We start from the raw sequence: 16815 nt of genomic DNA on the forward strand, positions 1-16815 counted from the left end.
TTCATGCAGTTTGATTTCATTCTTCCAATGTTGCACATGACATTTCCTCCTTTTGGCTCTTGAATCTTTTTTTATCTTATAGTGGCTGTCACTATTTTGTCAATAAATATTTTTCAATAAATGAAATTTTCTAACAAAAATCATTCTCCTTCATGTGTATCTTTTTCTATTAACGGGTATACCATGAGTGTAAAGACTCCTTTTGAAAGGAATGAGGACATTGTTTCAAGCTGATCGGATGGTCGTAGCGTTTGATGGACATGAAGACAGTAAGAAAGCATTAAAAAAGGCAATCGCTTTAGCTAAAACCTTACATGCCAAGCTGACCGTTACCTATGCACATGATGGCAAAACAGACAGACAGGTGTTTGATGTGCCGCGCCCAATGACTGGCGGAGCTTATATCGGCGGCGGTACGGCAGATCTTCAAACACCCCCTGTATATGTACCTCATGATGAACAGCAAAGTCCCTTGATTTTTGAAGACCATACAGAAGAGGTCGTTGCGGAAGCAAGAATGCTTTTAAATGAGGAGCAGTTTGAGGCTGCCATTGAAATTGTAGAGGGAGAACCAGCGGAAGCGATTATCGAATATGCGGAGGAAATATCAGCAGACCTCATCGTCATGGGAGCACGTGACCAAAGCAGATTGAAAAAAATGCTGTTTGGCAGTGTGAGTGAAAAGTTATCAACAAAATCAGATATACCTGTGCTTATTGTGAAATAAATGCATCACAAAAGGCTGTAAACATTAGTTTACAGCCTTTTTTTATTTATGAAGAGATCGATGCTTCACTTTCATGGTTAATTTTTTGCTGGAAGCCTACCTGTACGCGCTTTGTCAACTTGCCTGGAACGCCTTCCCCTACTGGCTCGCCATCTATTTCAACAATCGGAATGACTTCAGCTGTCGTCGAGCTGATGAAAATTTCCTGAGCGCGCAGCAGTTCTTCTTTGCTTATACGAGTTTCTTCAACAGTACACCCTTCTTCCTCACATACCCCCAGCAGCTTTCTACGAGTAATGCCGTTTAAAATGAGATTGTTTGCAGGGTGAGTACGAATCACGCCATCAATCACGGCATATACATTCGAGGAGGTTCCCTCGGTCACAAAACCGTCTCTCACAAGGATTGCTTCAAACGCACCAGCTTCAGATGCTTTCTGCTTTTCCATGACGTTATATAAAAGGTTTAAGCTTTTGATATCACACCTTAACCAGCGAAGATCCTCAGATAATATGGCCTTTGCACCAGCTTTCTGCTCTTGAACAGGCTTTTTCACCTGGAACGTATATGCCGTGATTTGAGGAGTAAGAGAATCACTATATTGATGTTTACGAGGGGCGACACCCCGCGTGACTTGAATATACACACCGCCATCTGTTAATTGATTGTGAGCGACGAGCTGTTGTAACTTTTCTTCCATATCTGATACTGTACCTTGCAGATGAATGCCAATTTCCTTTGCACTCTTGAACAGACGCTCTGTATGTTCCTTTAACGTAAACAAAGTACCATTGTATACACGGATGACCTCATAGACTCCGTCACCAAATTGATAGCCTCTGTCCTCAATATCAACATGTGCATCCTTTTTTTCAATGAAATCTCCATTGTACAATATTTTCATATGGAATCTCCCCTTCGCTTTGCAATAATGGTTGAATCTGATGCTATCTTAGCGGATAAATGGGTTCGTTTCAATGATTATTCAGAATTATTTCACATCATATGAAATGGATAACCTTTCATTGTAACAAATATAGATTGATAACCAAAAAGATTCCAATTTTTTAGCATCTTCTATATTCATAGGCTCTTTTTTCCTGTATACTTACTCCATATAAACACGACAAAAAACAGCGGAAAAAGACAGAATCCACTACATGATTCGACACAAATTTTTGATTTATTGGAGCGATTGTAATGCAACGGGTTAAAAAAAAACAGACACCTTCAAACACAATGCTGCTCTCAAAGGCGATTGGTTTTGTCATCCTGACACTGATCCTCTTTTTTATTTGGGATATGTCCAAAACCAATATGCAGGCAGCAGATCAGCCGGCGAAATTATCTGCGAGCAGTCAATTTAGAGACACAAGCACTAGTATGAAAGCAAAAGATGCTTCTCGGAAAACATTAGATGCACATTTTAAGATCAATTCAGATAAACATATAACGGATCAAACGATCTTTTTAACCTTTGATGATGGTCCATCAGCGACTTCAAATCAGCTGTTAGATGTGCTAAAAGCGCATCAAGTGAAAGCCACATTCTTTATGCTCGGACCGCAGATTAAAGAACACCCGGCAGCTGTGAAAAGACTCCATCAAGAAGGTCATCAATTAGGGCTTCATGGCATCACCCATGATGTGAAACGCTTTTATCAAAAAAAAGATTCTCCTGTTAACGAGATGAAGGAAGATCAGCGCATTTTGGCTTCTGTCACAGGTGAGTATACCCATCTTGTGAGAACACCTTATGGCAGCACCCCAAATTTAACCGATCAGCAAAAAGCACGTTTAAAACAAAAAGGCTTTGTCTACTGGGACTGGACCATTGACAGTCTTGATTGGAAATATAAAAGCTCAAAATATGTACCAGAGGTATTAAATCAGCTGCAAGTGCTGGAGACAAAAAATCCAAAAGAACCAAAAATCATCTTAATGCATGATCAGCCGGCGACGGCAAAATACTTAAGCAGCTTAATTACGCAGCTAAAGGCAAAGGGCTATACATTTGAAGTCCTTGATGAAACAATGAAGCCGCTGCAGCAATAAAGTAAAACCCGCACCTTTAGGATGCGGGTTTTTTAATGATTTATAAAGCTTTCACGAGATCGCCAATTCGCTCATGAAAGACAAGATCAAAAAGCGGATCGAATTCTGTTTCACTCAAATTCATCATCACCATGAAGATGGAAGGATCATGAGCTGCATCTTCTGGAATATATCTTGCTGGCGCTACCTCCAAGGAAGTCCCCATGACAAGGAGCATGTCCGTTTTCTGAAGTGATGTCTCCACTTGGTCTAAATGTTTGACCATATCGCCAAATAGGACAACATCTGTCTTTAGCACACGTCCACACGTACTGCCGTCTGAGGTAACCCTTTGACAGATCGGCATCTCTTCTTTTAATAAATAAGGCAGATCATATACCGCCTGACACGATGGACAAGTGGCCGTTTGAATGGAGCCATGGAGTTCATATACATGCTGGCTTCCCGCCTTTTTATGAAGACCGTCAATATTTTGGGTAAAAATATCCACATGCTTCCCTTGTTGCTCAAGGCTGGCTAAAAAGGTATGCCCGCTGTTTGGCTCATATTCTCCACTCATTTTCATTTGAAACAATTCTTTAAATTTTGGCCAGAATTGATGAGGGTTTGATAAAAAGTAGGACCGGCTCATCGCCTCCATGCGGGAAGTATCTTCTGTCCACAGACCACCCGTTGATCTAAAATCAGGAATACCCGATTCTGTACTCATACCTGCACCTGAGAGTACTGTGATATGTGAAGCCTGCGATAATTTCTCTCTTAACACATCCACCTTTGTTTGGTCCACGCACCATTCCTCCTTTATTCACCCAGCTGCTTCTCACCTTTTTGTTTCATATAAATGGCCTGACCAGGGAAAGCAAATTCTACGCCTTCCTCGTGGAAAATATCTATGATGCGATAGTTAATATCCTGCTTAATATCAAGGTTTTCAGACCAAGCTGTCGTGTTTGTGTAAAAGTTGAAAAACAAGTTCAAATAGCTGTCTGCCAGTACATCGAGGTTTACCATGATTGTCTCCTTATGCACACCATCATGCTCGTGAAGCATCTGTTTGAGACGCTTAATACACTGATCAATGTTTTCCTTTGGTGTATTGTAGGAAACGCGAACAGAGAACGTAATCTGACGTTTATTCATTCTTGTCCAGTTTGTGATTGGCTCCTTTGAAAGCGTAGAATTCGGAACGGTCACGACGGCTTCAGCAGGTGTTCGAAACCTTGTACTTCGAAATGTAATGTCCTCCACAGTCCCAAGAACACTTGGTGTCTCCACAAAGTCGCCCATCGTAAAAGGCTTCTCTGTAATGATGACAATCCCTCCAAAAAAGTTAGCCACTGTATCCTGAGCGGCAAGCGCAAAGGCTAGACCACCTAAACCAAGACCTGCCACAAGTCCATTGACATCATAATTAAATTCTTGTGCAATGACACTAATACTCAGTGCAATAATAATGAAGCGAAGTACCTTTGATAAAAATGGTGCTAAAATATCATCCATATCTAATTCAAATTTCGAATTGACCTTTTGAAACAAGAAAGAAGATGCAGCGGTTAAATTACAAAGCCCCCACGTCAGCATCAATATAATAGAAGATCTATACAATTTAATGATGACATCCATATGATGCTCAAAGTATGGTGCCTGTCTTAACGCAAAATATAAACCAAGTGCCACGAAAAACAGCCTCGCTGGTTTTTCAAATGCCACAACAATTTGGTTAATGACCTCCGTTTTAGACCGATTCGTCAGCCTAAACAGAAGCTGAAATAAATACTTCGTAAATACTTTCCGAAGCAATAAAAAAAGCAATAAAATACAAAGGCTAATACCAATTTGGATCGCAATATCTACTGTAAAATATGTATCCAGCCATTTTTGTGTAAACATGTCTGTCTCTCTCCTTTAAAACAATCCTCTCTAGTTTATAATATAACCTTCGTTCATGTCCTCTCTTAAATGTCTGACCTCTACATAAAAAGCCTCGGGACTGATCCCGAGGCATGAAGTTCAAATATGAAATTTTGGCTAGAGACATATCGACGGGCAGCAAACTACTTTTTCTTCTGAGCCTGATCAAGGAGAGTCGCTTTAAACATTTCAGCATCCGTTTCGGCCTTAATACGTTCTTCCACTCTAATTCTCCCTTTACCCAATCATCTCGCCTCCTTTTCATCATTATAAAACATCAGAATTTTCAGTCAACATGACGAAAGCACTAATATTTTGACGAACGCTGACGATTTGGACAAAATTGATCGAAGAAAAAATGATGTAGTTCAGATTTACTCAATAAGAGCTTGGGATATTCCTGCAACTTTTCACCTTTCATACACGATGCTTACTCACCATATGCCATGTTCCATTACATACAGCTCTCCCTCGTACCATATAGTAAAGAAGGAAAAACTGCAAAAATTTGATATGATAAGACCAGAACTTATGTCAGGAGCTGGAGCATGTGTATATTATCGCGCATAGAGGGTCTTCAAGCGCTGCCCCAGAAAATACAATCGCCGCATTTGATTTAGCCGTTCAGCAGGGTGCGGATTATATTGAGTTGGACGTCCAGCTGACAATGGATCAGCACGTAGCCGTCATCCATGATGATACTGTTGATCGAACGAGTAACGGAAGCGGTTTAGTGAAAGGTTATACACTTGATCGGCTGAAGAAACTGGATGCAGGAAGCTGGTTTGATTCTCAGTACGCCAACGAACGAATTCCCACCTTACAGGAAATTCTTGAAAGATACAGTCAGCGTGTCGGGATACTGATTGAGATCAAGCATCCAAAACGGCAGATTGGGATTGAAAAGGCAGTTGTCGACATCATCAACCGGTTTGCCTATTCTCGTCACATCATGGTTCAATCTTTTGATGCCAATGCACTTCAAAGAGTCAAAGCTTACGCCCCTTCTCTTCGAACAGCTTTTATTATAAAACCCTCTGCCTTCAAACTGACGAAAAGGAAATTAGCGGAGTACAGCTCCTTTGCGGATTGCCTTAATATGAAGAAAACGATGATCAACAGATGGTGGATTGATCGCATCCACTCATTTGGAATGGATGTCTTTATATGGACAGTGAAAGATCAAAAAACAGCCGACAGGATGAAAACATACCCCATTGATGGAGTGGTGACGGATCACCCGCCATTTTTTCTAAAGGAGAAATGATGTAAATGAAAGCATATCTCGCCGTATTTATCGGTGGATTGGTTGGTACTCTTTGCAGATATGTACTTAGCCAATCCGTTGTCAGCCAGACATTCCCCTATGCAACACTGATTGAAAACATGACAGGCAGTCTGCTTCTTGGCTTTTCAACAGGTTATTTTATGTTTCGGAAAGGAAAAAAATATCTTGCTGCTTTGATCGGAACAGGATTTTGCGGTGGTTTTACGACAATGTCCACTTTTTCTAAAGAAACGGTTCTCTTATTACAGGATGGACTGTTCACATCAAGTATCATGTACATTGTACTCTCAGTGATTGCTGGAGTGGGCGCTGCCTTATGTGGACTGATCACCGCTCAGCGCCTCTTTCAACAAGATGAGCAGCCGAAAGGAAGCAGATAAATGATTGTATTTTATACAGCTGTTGCCGGCGGGATGGGCAGTGCCCTTCGTTTTTTCCTCAGTCAATCGATTCAGAAAACCAAGTTTCATACTCGTTTTCCGTATAGTATTATTCTCATCAACTTACTCGGCGCTGCCGGTTTAGGTTTACTGACAGGTGCAGTGACTGACAGTAATCCGCTACTTATGATCATTGGGACTGGTTTTTTCGGTGGTTTTACAACCTTCTCTACATTTAGTGTAGAGGCTGCGGCCATGCTGCATGAGCGGCAAATTGGACAACTTGCTGTCTACTTATTGGTCACAATCATCGGATCTTTATGTCTCTTTGCTGCGTTTTATCAAATAGGACAGCATCTTTAAATATTGGTGATGGCGGCTAAGCTGATGAGCAGCTGATCCATGAGCTGGCGCTTCATCAAAAAGAGTGTTTTTTCACTATAGCCAATTTCCATAGCACACTTTGCCATCCGCCAATCTCGAAAATATTTGTAATCGATGAGCTGCTGCTCTATTTCGTCCAACTCTTTTAATGCCGTTTCAATACAAGCAACGATGAGTTCATACTGATTTTTTTGCTCTTCTAACTTTTTCCGTGTCATGTGGTCGAGATGATGCGGGCTTCTTTTTTCAAGCTGCCTTTCGATATTTAAGATTGCTGCTTGATAATTTTTGAAATTCTTTAAATGAAACTCAATTCGTTTCATTGAGGTTTTTTTCTCCGTGATACTTGCTGTTTCATACCAAAGCATGTCCATCCCCCTATATCGAACGTTTGTTCTTATTATATACCGAACATACATTCGTTCAAAAGAGACTAAATACCTAAAAAACCTTGAGCTTATTTTTCGCTCAAGGTCATTTCGTTTACTAGCAGCGGCTCCTTTATATCAAGTCCAGTGCGTGTACTGCTTTTTTCTGACGTTGTGACGCCTTTTTTCAAATCGATCTTTTTAACGTAGCGTCCATCCATTTCCAGCACTTTCATTCGAATATCATCAAGATAGACGGATTGTCCTTCTCTGATATCAATATTCTCTTTTAAGATGAGTCCGCCGATTGTATCAATTTCCTCATCATGATAAGAGATCTCGATCAAATCTTGAACTTCATCTAATCTCACTTTGCCATCTAAAACATAATGATGATCGGCTCTTTTTTGAATAACTGGCTGTTCATCTTCATCGAATTCATCTCGAATATCTCCGACAATCTCTTCTAAAATATCTTCCGTTGTGACAAGTCCAGACGTTCCGCCATATTCGTCAGTTAAGATCGCCATATGCATTCTATCACGCTGCATCTTGACGAGAAGCTCTTGAATAGGAATCGTGTCGATAACCTCAATCACTGGATATATATAATCTTGAATTTTCAGTTGATCTTTTTCACCTTGATACACAAGATCTGCAAAGAGCTGCTTTTTGTTCAGCATGCCGATGACATGGTCTTTATCTCCTGAAAACACAGGGAAACGTGTATACTTTTCCTGCGTCATGATGGCGAGGATATCATCTAACTGCATATCTTCTGGAATCGCACAAATTTCTCTCCGCGGTACCATGATCTCTCTGGCAATTCGATTATCGAAATCGAAAATCTTGTTCATATAATTATATTCTGATGGGTTGATTTCCCCATTTTTTAAGCTCTCAGATAATAAAATCTTCAATTCCTCTTCAGAATGGGAATGTTCTTTTTCAGATCCCATATCGATGCCCATCATTTTAGTTAGCAGACGGGCTGACCCGTTTAACACATAAATGAAAGGGAACATAAGGATATAAAATGCATGCAGCGGGCCTGACAGCCATAGCGTCATTTTTTCCGCCTTTTGAATGGCAAGCGTTTTTGGTGCAAGCTCACCTACAACTACATGCAAAAAGGTAATAATAGAGAACGCAAGTGTTGCTGAGATCAGGCTGATTGCTGAATCAGGAATGTTTGTCAAACCAAAACCTCGAACCAAAAGTTCTTTCACAGCCGGCTTACCTATCCACCCTAAACCAAGGGATGTCACTGTAATACCGAGCTGACAGGCTGACAAATATTCATCTAGCCTTGATGTCACCTTTTTCGCCATGATGGCCTTTTTGGACCCTTCGGCAACAAGCTGATTAATTCTTGAACTTCTCACCTTTACTATGGCAAATTCAGATGCAACAAAGAAAGCTGTTAAAGCAATCAAAACACCGACTATACTCAGATTAACAATATCGTCCATTTAACCTTGCTCTTTCTTAGAAGAACAAGGAGTCACCTCCTGATTGATGATGTTATGTTTTGCAAAACGGTTAACTGATTAAATAAGACGACTTTGAGGGCCCCACTTAACCACCTCCGGTTCACGTAAAATTCCGCCTCTCTACATATATATGAAACGGTATTCATTTTATCTTACCATAAATAATCTGAAAATTCCTGTATCATCATGCTGTTTTTGACATGACTGACTAAATCGAGGGAAATCCTCCTCTGTTTCTTCTTATTGGCAGGAAATATGAACAATTAACTTGTGTTTCAGACTAGAATTATATTAAACTATTTTCATAAACTATAACGTGACGGTTAGGAGGAGATGTTCAGATGGGGCTGAGAAAAAGTATCGTATTGGTGAACTAGCACAGATTGCACAGGTGACGAAACGAACTGTAGATTATTATACAAATCTAGGTTTGCTTGCGCCTGTTAGATCTTGCTCAAATTATCGTTATTACGATGAATATGCTTTAAAACGATTACAATTAATCGTTCTTTGCAAACAGCAGAGATTGGCTCTTTCTGACATCAAATCCAGATTAGATGAACAATTCCCTTCTCAAAAGGAAGATCATGATGAACTTGTCCATTTAACCTCTGATATCGATCGGATGAATGAGCATATGGACCGCATTTTGGCACGTTGTAAGCAGCTTCAGCCAGAGCAACGTGAAAAACTAAAAGAGCAGCTTACTCCTGAAAAAATGACGGCTGTCCAATCATTTTTACTGCTGTTAAGTTAAAATTTTTACTAAACAGGAGGTGTTACCTTCGTTCTCAAAGTCAGAACGAAGGCCTTAATTGGACATAGTTAATTTACTCATAGTTGCTTTACTTATAGCTTTAACCGCGTTTTTCGTTGCATCAGAGTTTGCGATCATTCGCTTAAGAAGCTCAAGAATTGATCAGTTAATCGCAGAAGGTAATAAAACAGCAGTTGCTGTCAAGCATGTAACGACTCACCTTGATGAGTACCTATCAGCCTGTCAGCTTGGTATTACCATTACCGCCCTTGGTATTGGTTGGTTAGGGGAAGAAACAATTGCGCATATGCTTGCGCCGCTCTTTGCAGAGTTGTCCATTCCTCAATCAGCTAGTTCTATTGTCACTTTTATTATTGCGTTTAGTATCATGACGTTTTTACACGTTGTCGTTGGAGAACTTGCACCGAAAACACTCGCCATTCAAAAGGCTGAGCAAGTATCCCTTCTTTTTGCTAGACCACTGATGATCTTTTACAAAGTGATGTTCCCGTTCATTTGGGTATTAAATGGATCTGCTCGTTTGTTAACGAAAGCGTTCGGTCTTCAGCAAGTATCTGAGCATGACATGGCGCACTCTGAGGAAGAATTGCGGATTATTTTATCAGAGAGCTATAAGAGCGGCGAGATTAACCAGTCTGAATTCAAATATGTAAATAAAATTTTCGAATTTGATGACCGTCTGGCGAAAGAAATTATGATTCCTCGTACCGAAGTTGTCAGCTTCCCGTATGATATTACCATTGAGGAAATGCTGAAGGTAACAAAGGTAGAGAAATACACACGTTATCCAATTGAAGATGGCGACAAAGACAACATTATCGGTGTTCTCAATATTAAAGAGGTTCTCACTGCCTGCATTAGCGGTGAGTGCTCTACAAGCGATACGATCGAAAAGTTTGTCAATCCGATTATTCATGTGATTGAAACGGTTCCTGTTCATGATTTACTGCTCAAAATGCAGCGTGAACGTGTACACATGGCCATTTTATCAGATGAATATGGCGGTACAGCAGGTCTTGTGACCGTTGAAGACATCCTTGAAGAAATCGTTGGTGAAATTCGTGATGAGTTCGACATTGATGAAATCAACGAAGTGCGTAAACTTGGAGAAGACCATTACATCTTTGATGGCAAGGTTCTTGTTGATCAAGTCAACCTGCTATTAGGTACACAGCTTGATAATGAAGAGGTCGACACAATCGGCGGCTGGTTCCTTACTCAGAAATATGAAGTAGAGAAAAATGACGCCATTCGTGAACAAGGCTATGAATTTATTATTAATGAAGTCGATGGACACCATGTGGCATACATCGAAGTAAAAAAGTTAAATGAACAATTATTAGAAGCAGCTGAAGAAGGCGCTTCGTAACAAAAAACGCCCACTTGCTTAAGCAAGTGGGCGTTTCACATTGTGGACAAAGGGCTAAAATGATTTTTATTTTAGCCCTTTGTCTTCTTTTTCAGCGTGATAGAAAACCTTTGAAGTCTAGGAAGGACGAGTACCGGAGCGGAGCGAATTGAGCATTCGTGAGCACCGGCACGCAGGACTGACACCGAATGCGAGGGTTTGTCTACACGCTGAAACGACCCTTGCCTAAGCAAGCGGTCGTTTTTCTTATGCCTTTTCCATTAATTGAGCTTCTAGCTCTTTGATTCTTGTGTTTAATACTTCTGTCATGGCACCTAATCTTTCTTTTGGCGGCAGATGGTCAAATTCAGACAGCTCAATCGGTTCACCGATGATTAAGCGCATTTTCCCTTTTTTGAAAAGGCTTTTCGCATTTGAAGGCCCTTTGTATGCGGCTGGAACAATTGGTGCTTTACCGAGCTGCGCAATGGTAACCGCCCCTCTTTTTAGAGGAACATCCTCTGTTGTACGTGTTCCGCTTGGAAAAATCCCAACGATCTTTCCCTCTTTTAATAATTTAATGGGCGTTTTAATACTGCTTGGCCCAGGATTCTCTCGATCAACAGGAAAGGCATGAATCTTTTTTAAAAATCCACCGATCCATTTATTTGCAAACAATTCTTTTTTCGCCATGTAGTGGATCTCAAACGGAAGAATTCCTGCGCCTAATGCAAGAACATCCACAAAACCCTCATGTGTACAAGCAATGACAAACCCCCGATCAGTTGGCAGATTCTCTTTTTGATATACTTTGATTCCACCTCGGAGACCAAATAATAGTTTGACGGTATAGCCTGAAAATTTATACATAGTGCACTTCCTTTGTTTGAAGAATGAAGGATTTGTCTCTATTATAACAAATTTTTTATTACCTGGTACTAAAAATTTGTACACAGTCCAGTCCTCCCTATTTTTTTCGTTTAAAAATGAACGTTCTGCCTGTATTCAAGCACAAGGTTTTAGGGGAGAATAGAATAGGAATTGTGTCCAATTTTGTCGTTTTTCGATGTTTTTTCCTGATTTGTTCTATTGAAAATACTTTATAAATGATGCAAATTTCGCTATGATAAGGAGAAATGATTTTGATTCGGCGAAAGAAATGAGTAATGTACGGTAATGAGAAGTTTCGTGCAACTTTATGCCTTTCTTATGCGTGTATAACATAGAGGGGAGAAAAATCAGTGACGATCGATGAAATTTATCAAATGTATATGAACGATGTTTACAGGTTTCTGCTCTCCATGACAAAAGACAAACATTTGGCAGAAGACTTATTGCAGGAAACCTTTATGCGTGCGTATATACATATTCATTCCTACGACCATAGCAAAGTGAAACCTTGGTTATTTCAGGTGGCACGAAATGCTTTTATTGATTATGTCAGGAAACATAAAAAAGAAGTGACCATATCGGATGACCTCATTGGCGGTCTTTTACAAACGTCTGTACAAAGCCCTGCTGAACAGGTTGAAATAAAGGAAGTCCTCACCATGTATTTAGAGCAGCTTCCAGATAACTACAAGGAAGCGTTGACATTGTATTATTTAAAAGAACTAAATTACAAGGAAGCATCCAAGGTCATGAATATTACTGAAGCAAATTTCAAAAGTGTTTTATTTCGTGCAAGGCAGCGCCTAAAAGCACTTTACAACAGAGGTGTTAATGATGAATGAAGAGTTTAACAAGCGATGGGAACAATATAATAATGGTGAGATGAATGAGGAAGAAATGATAGCGTTTGAGGAAGAGCTTGAAGAAAACGAAAAACGCTTAAGCCAGGAACTGAACGACTCGGATTGGACAGATTTTTCCATCAGTCCTGAGAAGCAAAAAGCCATTTTACAATACGGAAAGAGAAAGTCATATTTACGTATTTCCGTACTTGCTGTCATATCGACACTCATTATTTTACCGCTTTGTACATTAGGAAGTTATTTATACTACGGCGTTGGCGGAGCCGAGAGCAAAGGCAATCACTTCATGGAAACAGCCGCTGTCACAGTCGCTTTGACCAAACCAAACGTGGCCATTGATATGAAGGATTTAAAAGGTCAGGTCAAGCTTTTTGGGATGAACACCGAATTGAAGCTGCAAAAACAAATTGGCAATAAAACAGAAGCCATTGGCAGTGAACAAATCGAGATGTTTTTCGATAAATTAAAGCAGCCTACTATCTCTTATTATGGTGACAGCGCACGCGAAACGGAGGGTTTCTTTACCCATCCTTCGGCGCAGGCAGATGCCTCAAAAAAACAAACACTCACTACGTTAGACAAGCTTCCTGAAGGAACAGTAAGTGAAGTGTATGTATCCTATGATAGAGCTTACACACCAAAGGATATTTATTCCTTTGCTAAAAAATATGATATGAAAGTGCTGTGGAATGCGATTAAAACAGAGGATTCATTAAGTGGAAATCAGCGGCCTATCGGCTTTCCTGGGAAGGACTCTGAATTTTTAAAAGAGCTTCAGCACACATCAAAAACTGAGGTGGATCAATTCAAAGATGCCCTTGCTTATGTTAATCAGCACCCGACATGGGCAACAACGATCTCTGGCAGACCTGATCTTGATCTGTCTAATCGTATACGCTATATCGATCAAAATGGCGTCACCGTTTATGGCTCTGTGGTCACTGGACCTTCTAAAGAAATTGAGAAATTTGTAAAGACAAAACGCATTAAAACGGCAAAAGTGAGCGAGGTGGAATTATGGAATTGGTAAGAATTTTTAAAGAGCATAATGTATTTGGCTGGATTTCTGTCGGCACAGCGATATTATCCCTGCTCATGCTAAACCTCGCCATTATCAGCAACGTGACATTTTATTCTTTTCAAATGCTTCCTTTTGCAATGGCCGCAGTTCCATTTGGCATTATTGAACTGTTCATTAAAAAAGGTCGTACGGGTCCAGGTTTCCTCGGTGTCGTACTGAATATCTTTGTCATTGTTTGTGTCTATGCCATCGTATCAATCGATGTCGATCTTCAGTTAGGTTTTTAATCAACACTCAAAAGCAAAAGCCCGTGTTACTTGACTAATGCCAAGCAGCACGGGCTTTTTTCATTTACTTTTTATTCAATTCTGAATGCTTTCTTGAATATAAGAAATACACAACCAGCCCAATGGCAAGCCAGATTAAGAAACGAACAAAGGTGATTGCACCAAGCTTATAAATGAGCAATCCGCAAGATAGAATAGCTAAGATTGGAATGAGCGGAACTGCTGGGCATCTGAAAGCTCGTGGTAAGTCCGGCTGCGTTTTTCTCATCACAATGACCGCCACTGAAATCAAAATGAATGCTGAAAGTGTCCCGATGTTCACTAGGCTTGCCAGCTCATCAAGTGGAATAAATCCACCCATTAATGCTGACAATGTACCGAAGAACAGTGTATTGATGTAAGGAGTTTTATGCTTTGGGTGAACTTTTGATAATACCTTTGGCACCAAGCCATCACGAGACATAGCAAACATCACGCGTGTCTGGCCGTACAGCATGACAAGCATTACGGTTGTCATCCCTAGAATCGCTCCGACATCCACAATACCAGCCACCCAGTTTTGTCCGGCTACTTGTAAAACGAGAGACACTGGATGTGATACTCCTTCAAAATTCATGAAAGGAACAATGCCCGTCATAATCGCACTAACAATGACATAAAGCAGTGTACAAATCAATAAGGAAGTAATAATCCCTCTAGGCAGGTTGCGTGATGGATTTTTTGTCTCCTCTGCCGCAGAAGCAACTGCATCAAACCCGATAAATGCAAAGAATACTAGGGCTGCTGCACTTAAGACCCCTGATGTCCCAAATGGTACGAATGGTGTCCAGTTTTCAGGTTTTACATATTTCACAGCGACTAAAATAAAGAGCAGAATCACAGCAATTTTCATAATAACCATGATGTTATTTACTCGTTTTGATTCTTTAATACCAAAGTACAGCAGGAAGGTGATGACCATTAAAATAATAAATGCTGGAAGATTAAAATATGTCACTTGCCCCTTTAAACCACCTGGTGCTGCTGTTAACTCAACTGGTATATGAATCCCTATCCCATTTAAAAATGACACAAAATAGCCTGACCAGCCCGCTGAAACGGCACTAGCGGCCAACATATATTCTAATATTAAATCCCAGCCAATGATAAACGCTAGAAATTCCCCCATTGATGCGTACGTAAATGTATACACAGACCCTGATACAGGCACTGTGGAAGCAAATTCCGCATATGACAGTGCTGCAAACAAACAAGCAAGACCTGCGATGACAAATGATAGCACAAGTCCTGGCCCCGCAGTGACGGCTCCTGTACCTGTTAGAACAAATATCCCTGTCCCGATTATGGCTCCAATGCCAAGCATGGTTAAATCAAATGAACCCAATTCCTTTTTTAATGCTTTTTCCCCTTGTGTTGCCGCAATGAGCTCTGAAATGCTCTTTTTTCTAAACAACGAATTGCTCATACCATCACTCCCAAAACTTAGTATCAGTCTAAAGACGCCACATTCATATAATTCACAATATTTTCTGAATATTTAGATTAAATTTAGCGCAATAAATTGGTGGCGTAAAATTATTATATATGAAAATTAAAAAATGAAAACACTTTTTTTAAAAATAGAGTGAAAATTCTTATATATCAACGAAAATATTGTCAATAAAACGGTTAGATTTTCTTCAATCCTTATTCAATTGATAGTTTGTCTCCCTCTATTTATTATACAACATGGAAGATTATATTTTTTTCATATACTTATTATTCAACAAAAATAAGACCCTTTTTTTAAAAGCGGGTCCACAATTATGTTATTTTAAAGTCTTTAGACTGATAGTGATCTATGAGAAAAGACCAGTTCCGCGGCACAAATGATATATGAAAAAAGAGACTGCTTCATAGCAGTCTCTTAAAATGAATTAGTTTACAAATGTTTTCGCTCCAAGATAAATAGGCTTCCAATAGCTTGATGTCATATCACTGATCGTTACACCGTCAGAAGCAGCATGGATAAACTTATTGTTCCCAAGGTAGACACCCATGTGAGATGGACCCGATTTATACGTTGTAAAGAAGACAAAATCTCCAGCCTTTGGTTTGGATACACTTTTCATCGATCCCCAGAAACCTTCAGTTGTTTGTCTTGAAATCTTTTTTTGTTTGTTAATGATATACCACATAAATCCGCTGCAATCAAAGCCCTTCGGTGTCGTTCCACCCCATCTATATGGAGTACCGTTTTGCGCTTTAGCATCTGCTATGAGTTTAGACGTGTTTAAGGAAGAAGTAGAGACTGTTTTTTCTTTCACAGGTTTCGTCTTTACTTTAGACGTCTTTTTCACCTTTAGCTTTTGCCCGATTTTAATGAGGTCTGTTTTAAGTTTATTTAACGATTTCAGCTCTTTCACAGTCATCCCGTATTTTTTGCCAATCTTAGATAATGTATCACCTTTGACAACTTTATGTGTGGCAGTTGCTGAAGCCGTTTTTACTTTTGTTGTTGTTTTTGATGTCTTCACTGCTTTTTTCGAAGAAGTGCCATTCACTTTTAAGGTTTGTCCAACATAAATCACGTTAGATTTCAGCTTATTGTCTGATTTAATTTTGCTCACGCTTGTTTTGTATCTTTTCGCTAGAACAGAAAGAGAGTCACCTTTTTGAACTTTTACTGATTGTGCTGAGGCAGCTCCGGCAAATAATGTCGTCCCAAGTAGAACTGCACTTGCAGCTGTGATCAATTGTTTTTTCATTTGTTCCTCCTGTATGTATCTATCTGATCCGAATTTTTATCTACTCCCTATTATAAGGATCAAATACCAGAAGAAATAGTCTTGACTTCCTACGACATTATGCTTATTAATTCGGCAAAATTTATTTTTTTTTAGGGTTCTTTTTATTTCATTTTTATTACACAATCATGACAAAATAATCGCATCTTGTCATGGATAAATGATACATTCATTTCTCTTTTTGGTTCATTCTATGTAAAGTGGACCTTTACAATTTTAAAGTGAACTTTACGGT

General features: G+C 39.7%; 19 protein-coding genes. 10 read left to right on the forward strand and 9 right to left on the reverse strand.

All coding sequences use genetic code 11. The annotated features are described in order from the left end of the window. The first annotated feature begins 220 nt into the window (after positions 1 to 220). Complete coding sequence (locus M1D84_RS14120; RefSeq protein ID WP_024425740.1) at positions 221 to 727, forward strand: universal stress protein; 507 nt, start codon at positions 221 to 223, stop codon at positions 725 to 727. A gap of 46 nt (positions 728 to 773) precedes the next feature. Here the strand turns inward: M1D84_RS14120 and dat are convergent, their stop codons facing one another. Continuing rightward, on the reverse strand, positions 774 to 1631 hold the full coding sequence (gene dat / locus M1D84_RS14125) for a D-amino-acid transaminase (RefSeq protein WP_044333766.1): 858 nt from the start codon (positions 1629 to 1631) through the stop codon (positions 774 to 776). 296 nt (positions 1632 to 1927) lie between these two features. On the opposite strand from dat, the gene M1D84_RS14130 reads away from it, so the two are divergent. Continuing rightward, positions 1928 to 2782 (forward strand): polysaccharide deacetylase family protein, encoded by an 855-nt coding sequence (locus tag M1D84_RS14130; RefSeq protein WP_024426585.1) that lies wholly within the window; start codon positions 1928 to 1930, stop codon positions 2780 to 2782. Positions 2783 to 2822: 40 nt separating this feature from the next. On the opposite strand, the gene M1D84_RS14135 is transcribed toward M1D84_RS14130, so the two are convergent. The 3 genes from M1D84_RS14135 to M1D84_RS14145 all read right to left on the reverse strand — a co-directional run bounded on the left by M1D84_RS14135 (position 2823) and on the right by M1D84_RS14145 (position 4938). Then, complete coding sequence (locus tag M1D84_RS14135; protein ID WP_404841196.1) at positions 2823 to 3554, reverse strand: NAD-dependent protein deacylase; 732 nt, start codon at positions 3552 to 3554, stop codon at positions 2823 to 2825. Positions 3555 to 3583: 29 nt separating this feature from the next. Beyond that, positions 3584 to 4672, reverse strand: a complete 1089-nt coding sequence (locus M1D84_RS14140; RefSeq protein ID WP_151039224.1) for a mechanosensitive ion channel family protein — start codon at positions 4670 to 4672, stop codon at positions 3584 to 3586. A gap of 164 nt (positions 4673 to 4836) precedes the next feature. Further along, positions 4837 to 4938: a YhdX family protein gene (locus M1D84_RS14145; RefSeq protein ID WP_017360338.1), complete on the reverse strand. Its 102-nt coding sequence runs from the start codon at positions 4936 to 4938 to the stop codon at positions 4837 to 4839. Between the two features lie 305 nt (positions 4939 to 5243). Here M1D84_RS14145 and M1D84_RS14150 point away from each other — a divergent pair, with 305 nt between their 5' ends. The 3 genes from M1D84_RS14150 to crcB (M1D84_RS14160) are packed head-to-tail and all read left to right on the forward strand — an operon-like array spanning position 5244 to position 6724. Further along, positions 5244 to 5960 (forward strand): glycerophosphodiester phosphodiesterase, encoded by a 717-nt coding sequence (locus M1D84_RS14150; protein WP_122631142.1) that lies wholly within the window; start codon positions 5244 to 5246, stop codon positions 5958 to 5960. 5 nt (positions 5961 to 5965) lie between these two features. After that, positions 5966 to 6361, forward strand: coding sequence for a fluoride efflux transporter CrcB (gene crcB, locus M1D84_RS14155; protein WP_073204509.1), 396 nt, complete (start codon positions 5966 to 5968; stop codon positions 6359 to 6361). Further along, positions 6362 to 6724 (forward strand): fluoride efflux transporter CrcB, encoded by a 363-nt coding sequence (crcB, locus tag M1D84_RS14160; RefSeq protein WP_103132132.1) that lies wholly within the window; start codon positions 6362 to 6364, stop codon positions 6722 to 6724. It abuts the gene before it with no gap. Here crcB (M1D84_RS14160) and M1D84_RS14165 read toward each other — a convergent pair. Together M1D84_RS14165 and M1D84_RS14170 are read right to left on the reverse strand one after the other, a co-directional pair. After that, the gene (locus M1D84_RS14165; RefSeq protein WP_024425732.1) at positions 6721 to 7113 is read right to left on the reverse strand and encodes a hypothetical protein; all 393 of its coding nucleotides are present in this window, start codon (positions 7111 to 7113) and stop codon (positions 6721 to 6723) included. The two genes, crcB (M1D84_RS14160) and M1D84_RS14165, sit on opposite strands and share 4 nt — an antisense overlap. An 89-nt stretch (positions 7114 to 7202) precedes the next feature. Continuing rightward, entirely contained in the window at positions 7203 to 8585 is a 1383-nt protein-coding gene (locus M1D84_RS14170) for a hemolysin family protein (protein ID WP_212048192.1), read from the reverse strand. 337 nt (positions 8586 to 8922) lie between these two features. On the opposite strand from M1D84_RS14170, the gene M1D84_RS14175 reads away from it, so the two are divergent. Together M1D84_RS14175 and M1D84_RS14180 are read left to right on the forward strand one after the other, a co-directional pair. Then, on the forward strand, positions 8923 to 9363 hold the full coding sequence (locus M1D84_RS14175) for a MerR family transcriptional regulator (RefSeq protein ID WP_034667702.1): 441 nt from the start codon (positions 8923 to 8925) through the stop codon (positions 9361 to 9363). A 58-nt stretch (positions 9364 to 9421) separates the two neighbouring features. After that, positions 9422 to 10753 carry a hemolysin family protein gene (locus tag M1D84_RS14180; protein WP_024426590.1) on the forward strand — a complete coding sequence of 444 codons (1332 nt, stop codon included), beginning with the start codon at positions 9422 to 9424 and terminating at the stop codon, positions 10751 to 10753. Positions 10754 to 10999: 246 nt separating this feature from the next. Here M1D84_RS14180 and M1D84_RS14185 read toward each other — a convergent pair whose 3' ends face one another. Next, positions 11000 to 11602, reverse strand: a complete 603-nt coding sequence (locus tag M1D84_RS14185; RefSeq protein WP_024425286.1) for a lysophospholipid acyltransferase family protein — start codon at positions 11600 to 11602, stop codon at positions 11000 to 11002. 371 nt (positions 11603 to 11973) lie between these two features. Between M1D84_RS14185 and M1D84_RS14190 the strand changes: the two genes are divergently transcribed. The 3 genes from M1D84_RS14190 to M1D84_RS14200 are packed head-to-tail and all read left to right on the forward strand — an operon-like array spanning position 11974 to position 13794. Continuing rightward, the gene (locus tag M1D84_RS14190) at positions 11974 to 12465 is read left to right on the forward strand and encodes a sigma-70 family RNA polymerase sigma factor (protein WP_024425287.1); all 492 of its coding nucleotides are present in this window, start codon (positions 11974 to 11976) and stop codon (positions 12463 to 12465) included. Next, a complete protein-coding gene (locus M1D84_RS14195; protein ID WP_024426591.1) occupies positions 12458 to 13516 on the forward strand; it encodes an anti-sigma factor in 1059 nt (352 codons plus the stop codon). Before M1D84_RS14190 ends, M1D84_RS14195 begins: the two co-directional genes overlap by 8 nt. After that, positions 13504 to 13794, forward strand: coding sequence for a hypothetical protein (locus M1D84_RS14200; protein WP_024425288.1), 291 nt, complete (start codon positions 13504 to 13506; stop codon positions 13792 to 13794). Before M1D84_RS14195 ends, M1D84_RS14200 begins: the two co-directional genes overlap by 13 nt. Before the next feature lie 64 nt (positions 13795 to 13858). Here M1D84_RS14200 and M1D84_RS14205 read toward each other — a convergent pair whose 3' ends face one another. Together M1D84_RS14205 and M1D84_RS14210 are read right to left on the reverse strand one after the other, a co-directional pair. After that, positions 13859 to 15259 carry an amino acid permease gene (locus M1D84_RS14205; RefSeq protein ID WP_044333781.1) on the reverse strand — a complete coding sequence of 467 codons (1401 nt, stop codon included), beginning with the start codon at positions 15257 to 15259 and terminating at the stop codon, positions 13859 to 13861. Between the two features lie 451 nt (positions 15260 to 15710). Continuing rightward, complete coding sequence (locus M1D84_RS14210) at positions 15711 to 16541, reverse strand: C40 family peptidase (protein WP_024426592.1); 831 nt, start codon at positions 16539 to 16541, stop codon at positions 15711 to 15713. Positions 16542 to 16815 lie beyond the last annotated feature (274 nt).

This window comes from Bacillus sp. PK5-006 (assembly GCF_054161415.1).

What these genes read in the sequence shown, in the direction of transcription:
- M1D84_RS14205 (WP_044333781.1), bottom strand. Translation starts at nt 15,259, where the DNA reads ATGAGCAATTCGTTGTTTAGAAAAAAGAGCATTTCAGAGCTCATTGCG.
- M1D84_RS14130 (WP_024426585.1), top strand. Translation starts at nt 1,928, where the DNA reads ATGCAACGGGTTAAAAAAAAACAGACACCTTCAAACACAATGCTGCTC.
- M1D84_RS14185 (WP_024425286.1), bottom strand. Translation starts at nt 11,602, where the DNA reads ATGTATAAATTTTCAGGCTATACCGTCAAACTATTATTTGGTCTCCGA.
- M1D84_RS14195 (WP_024426591.1), top strand. Translation starts at nt 12,458, where the DNA reads ATGAATGAAGAGTTTAACAAGCGATGGGAACAATATAATAATGGTGAG.
- dat (WP_044333766.1), bottom strand. Translation starts at nt 1,631, where the DNA reads ATGAAAATATTGTACAATGGAGATTTCATTGAAAAAAAGGATGCACAT.
- crcB (WP_103132132.1), top strand. Translation starts at nt 6,362, where the DNA reads ATGATTGTATTTTATACAGCTGTTGCCGGCGGGATGGGCAGTGCCCTT.
- M1D84_RS14210 (WP_024426592.1), bottom strand. Translation starts at nt 16,541, where the DNA reads ATGAAAAAACAATTGATCACAGCTGCAAGTGCAGTTCTACTTGGGACG.
- M1D84_RS14170 (WP_212048192.1), bottom strand. Translation starts at nt 8,585, where the DNA reads ATGGACGATATTGTTAATCTGAGTATAGTCGGTGTTTTGATTGCTTTA.
- M1D84_RS14165 (WP_024425732.1), bottom strand. Translation starts at nt 7,113, where the DNA reads ATGCTTTGGTATGAAACAGCAAGTATCACGGAGAAAAAAACCTCAATG.
- M1D84_RS14200 (WP_024425288.1), top strand. Translation starts at nt 13,504, where the DNA reads ATGGAATTGGTAAGAATTTTTAAAGAGCATAATGTATTTGGCTGGATT.
- crcB (WP_073204509.1), top strand. Translation starts at nt 5,966, where the DNA reads ATGAAAGCATATCTCGCCGTATTTATCGGTGGATTGGTTGGTACTCTT.
- M1D84_RS14140 (WP_151039224.1), bottom strand. Translation starts at nt 4,672, where the DNA reads ATGTTTACACAAAAATGGCTGGATACATATTTTACAGTAGATATTGCG.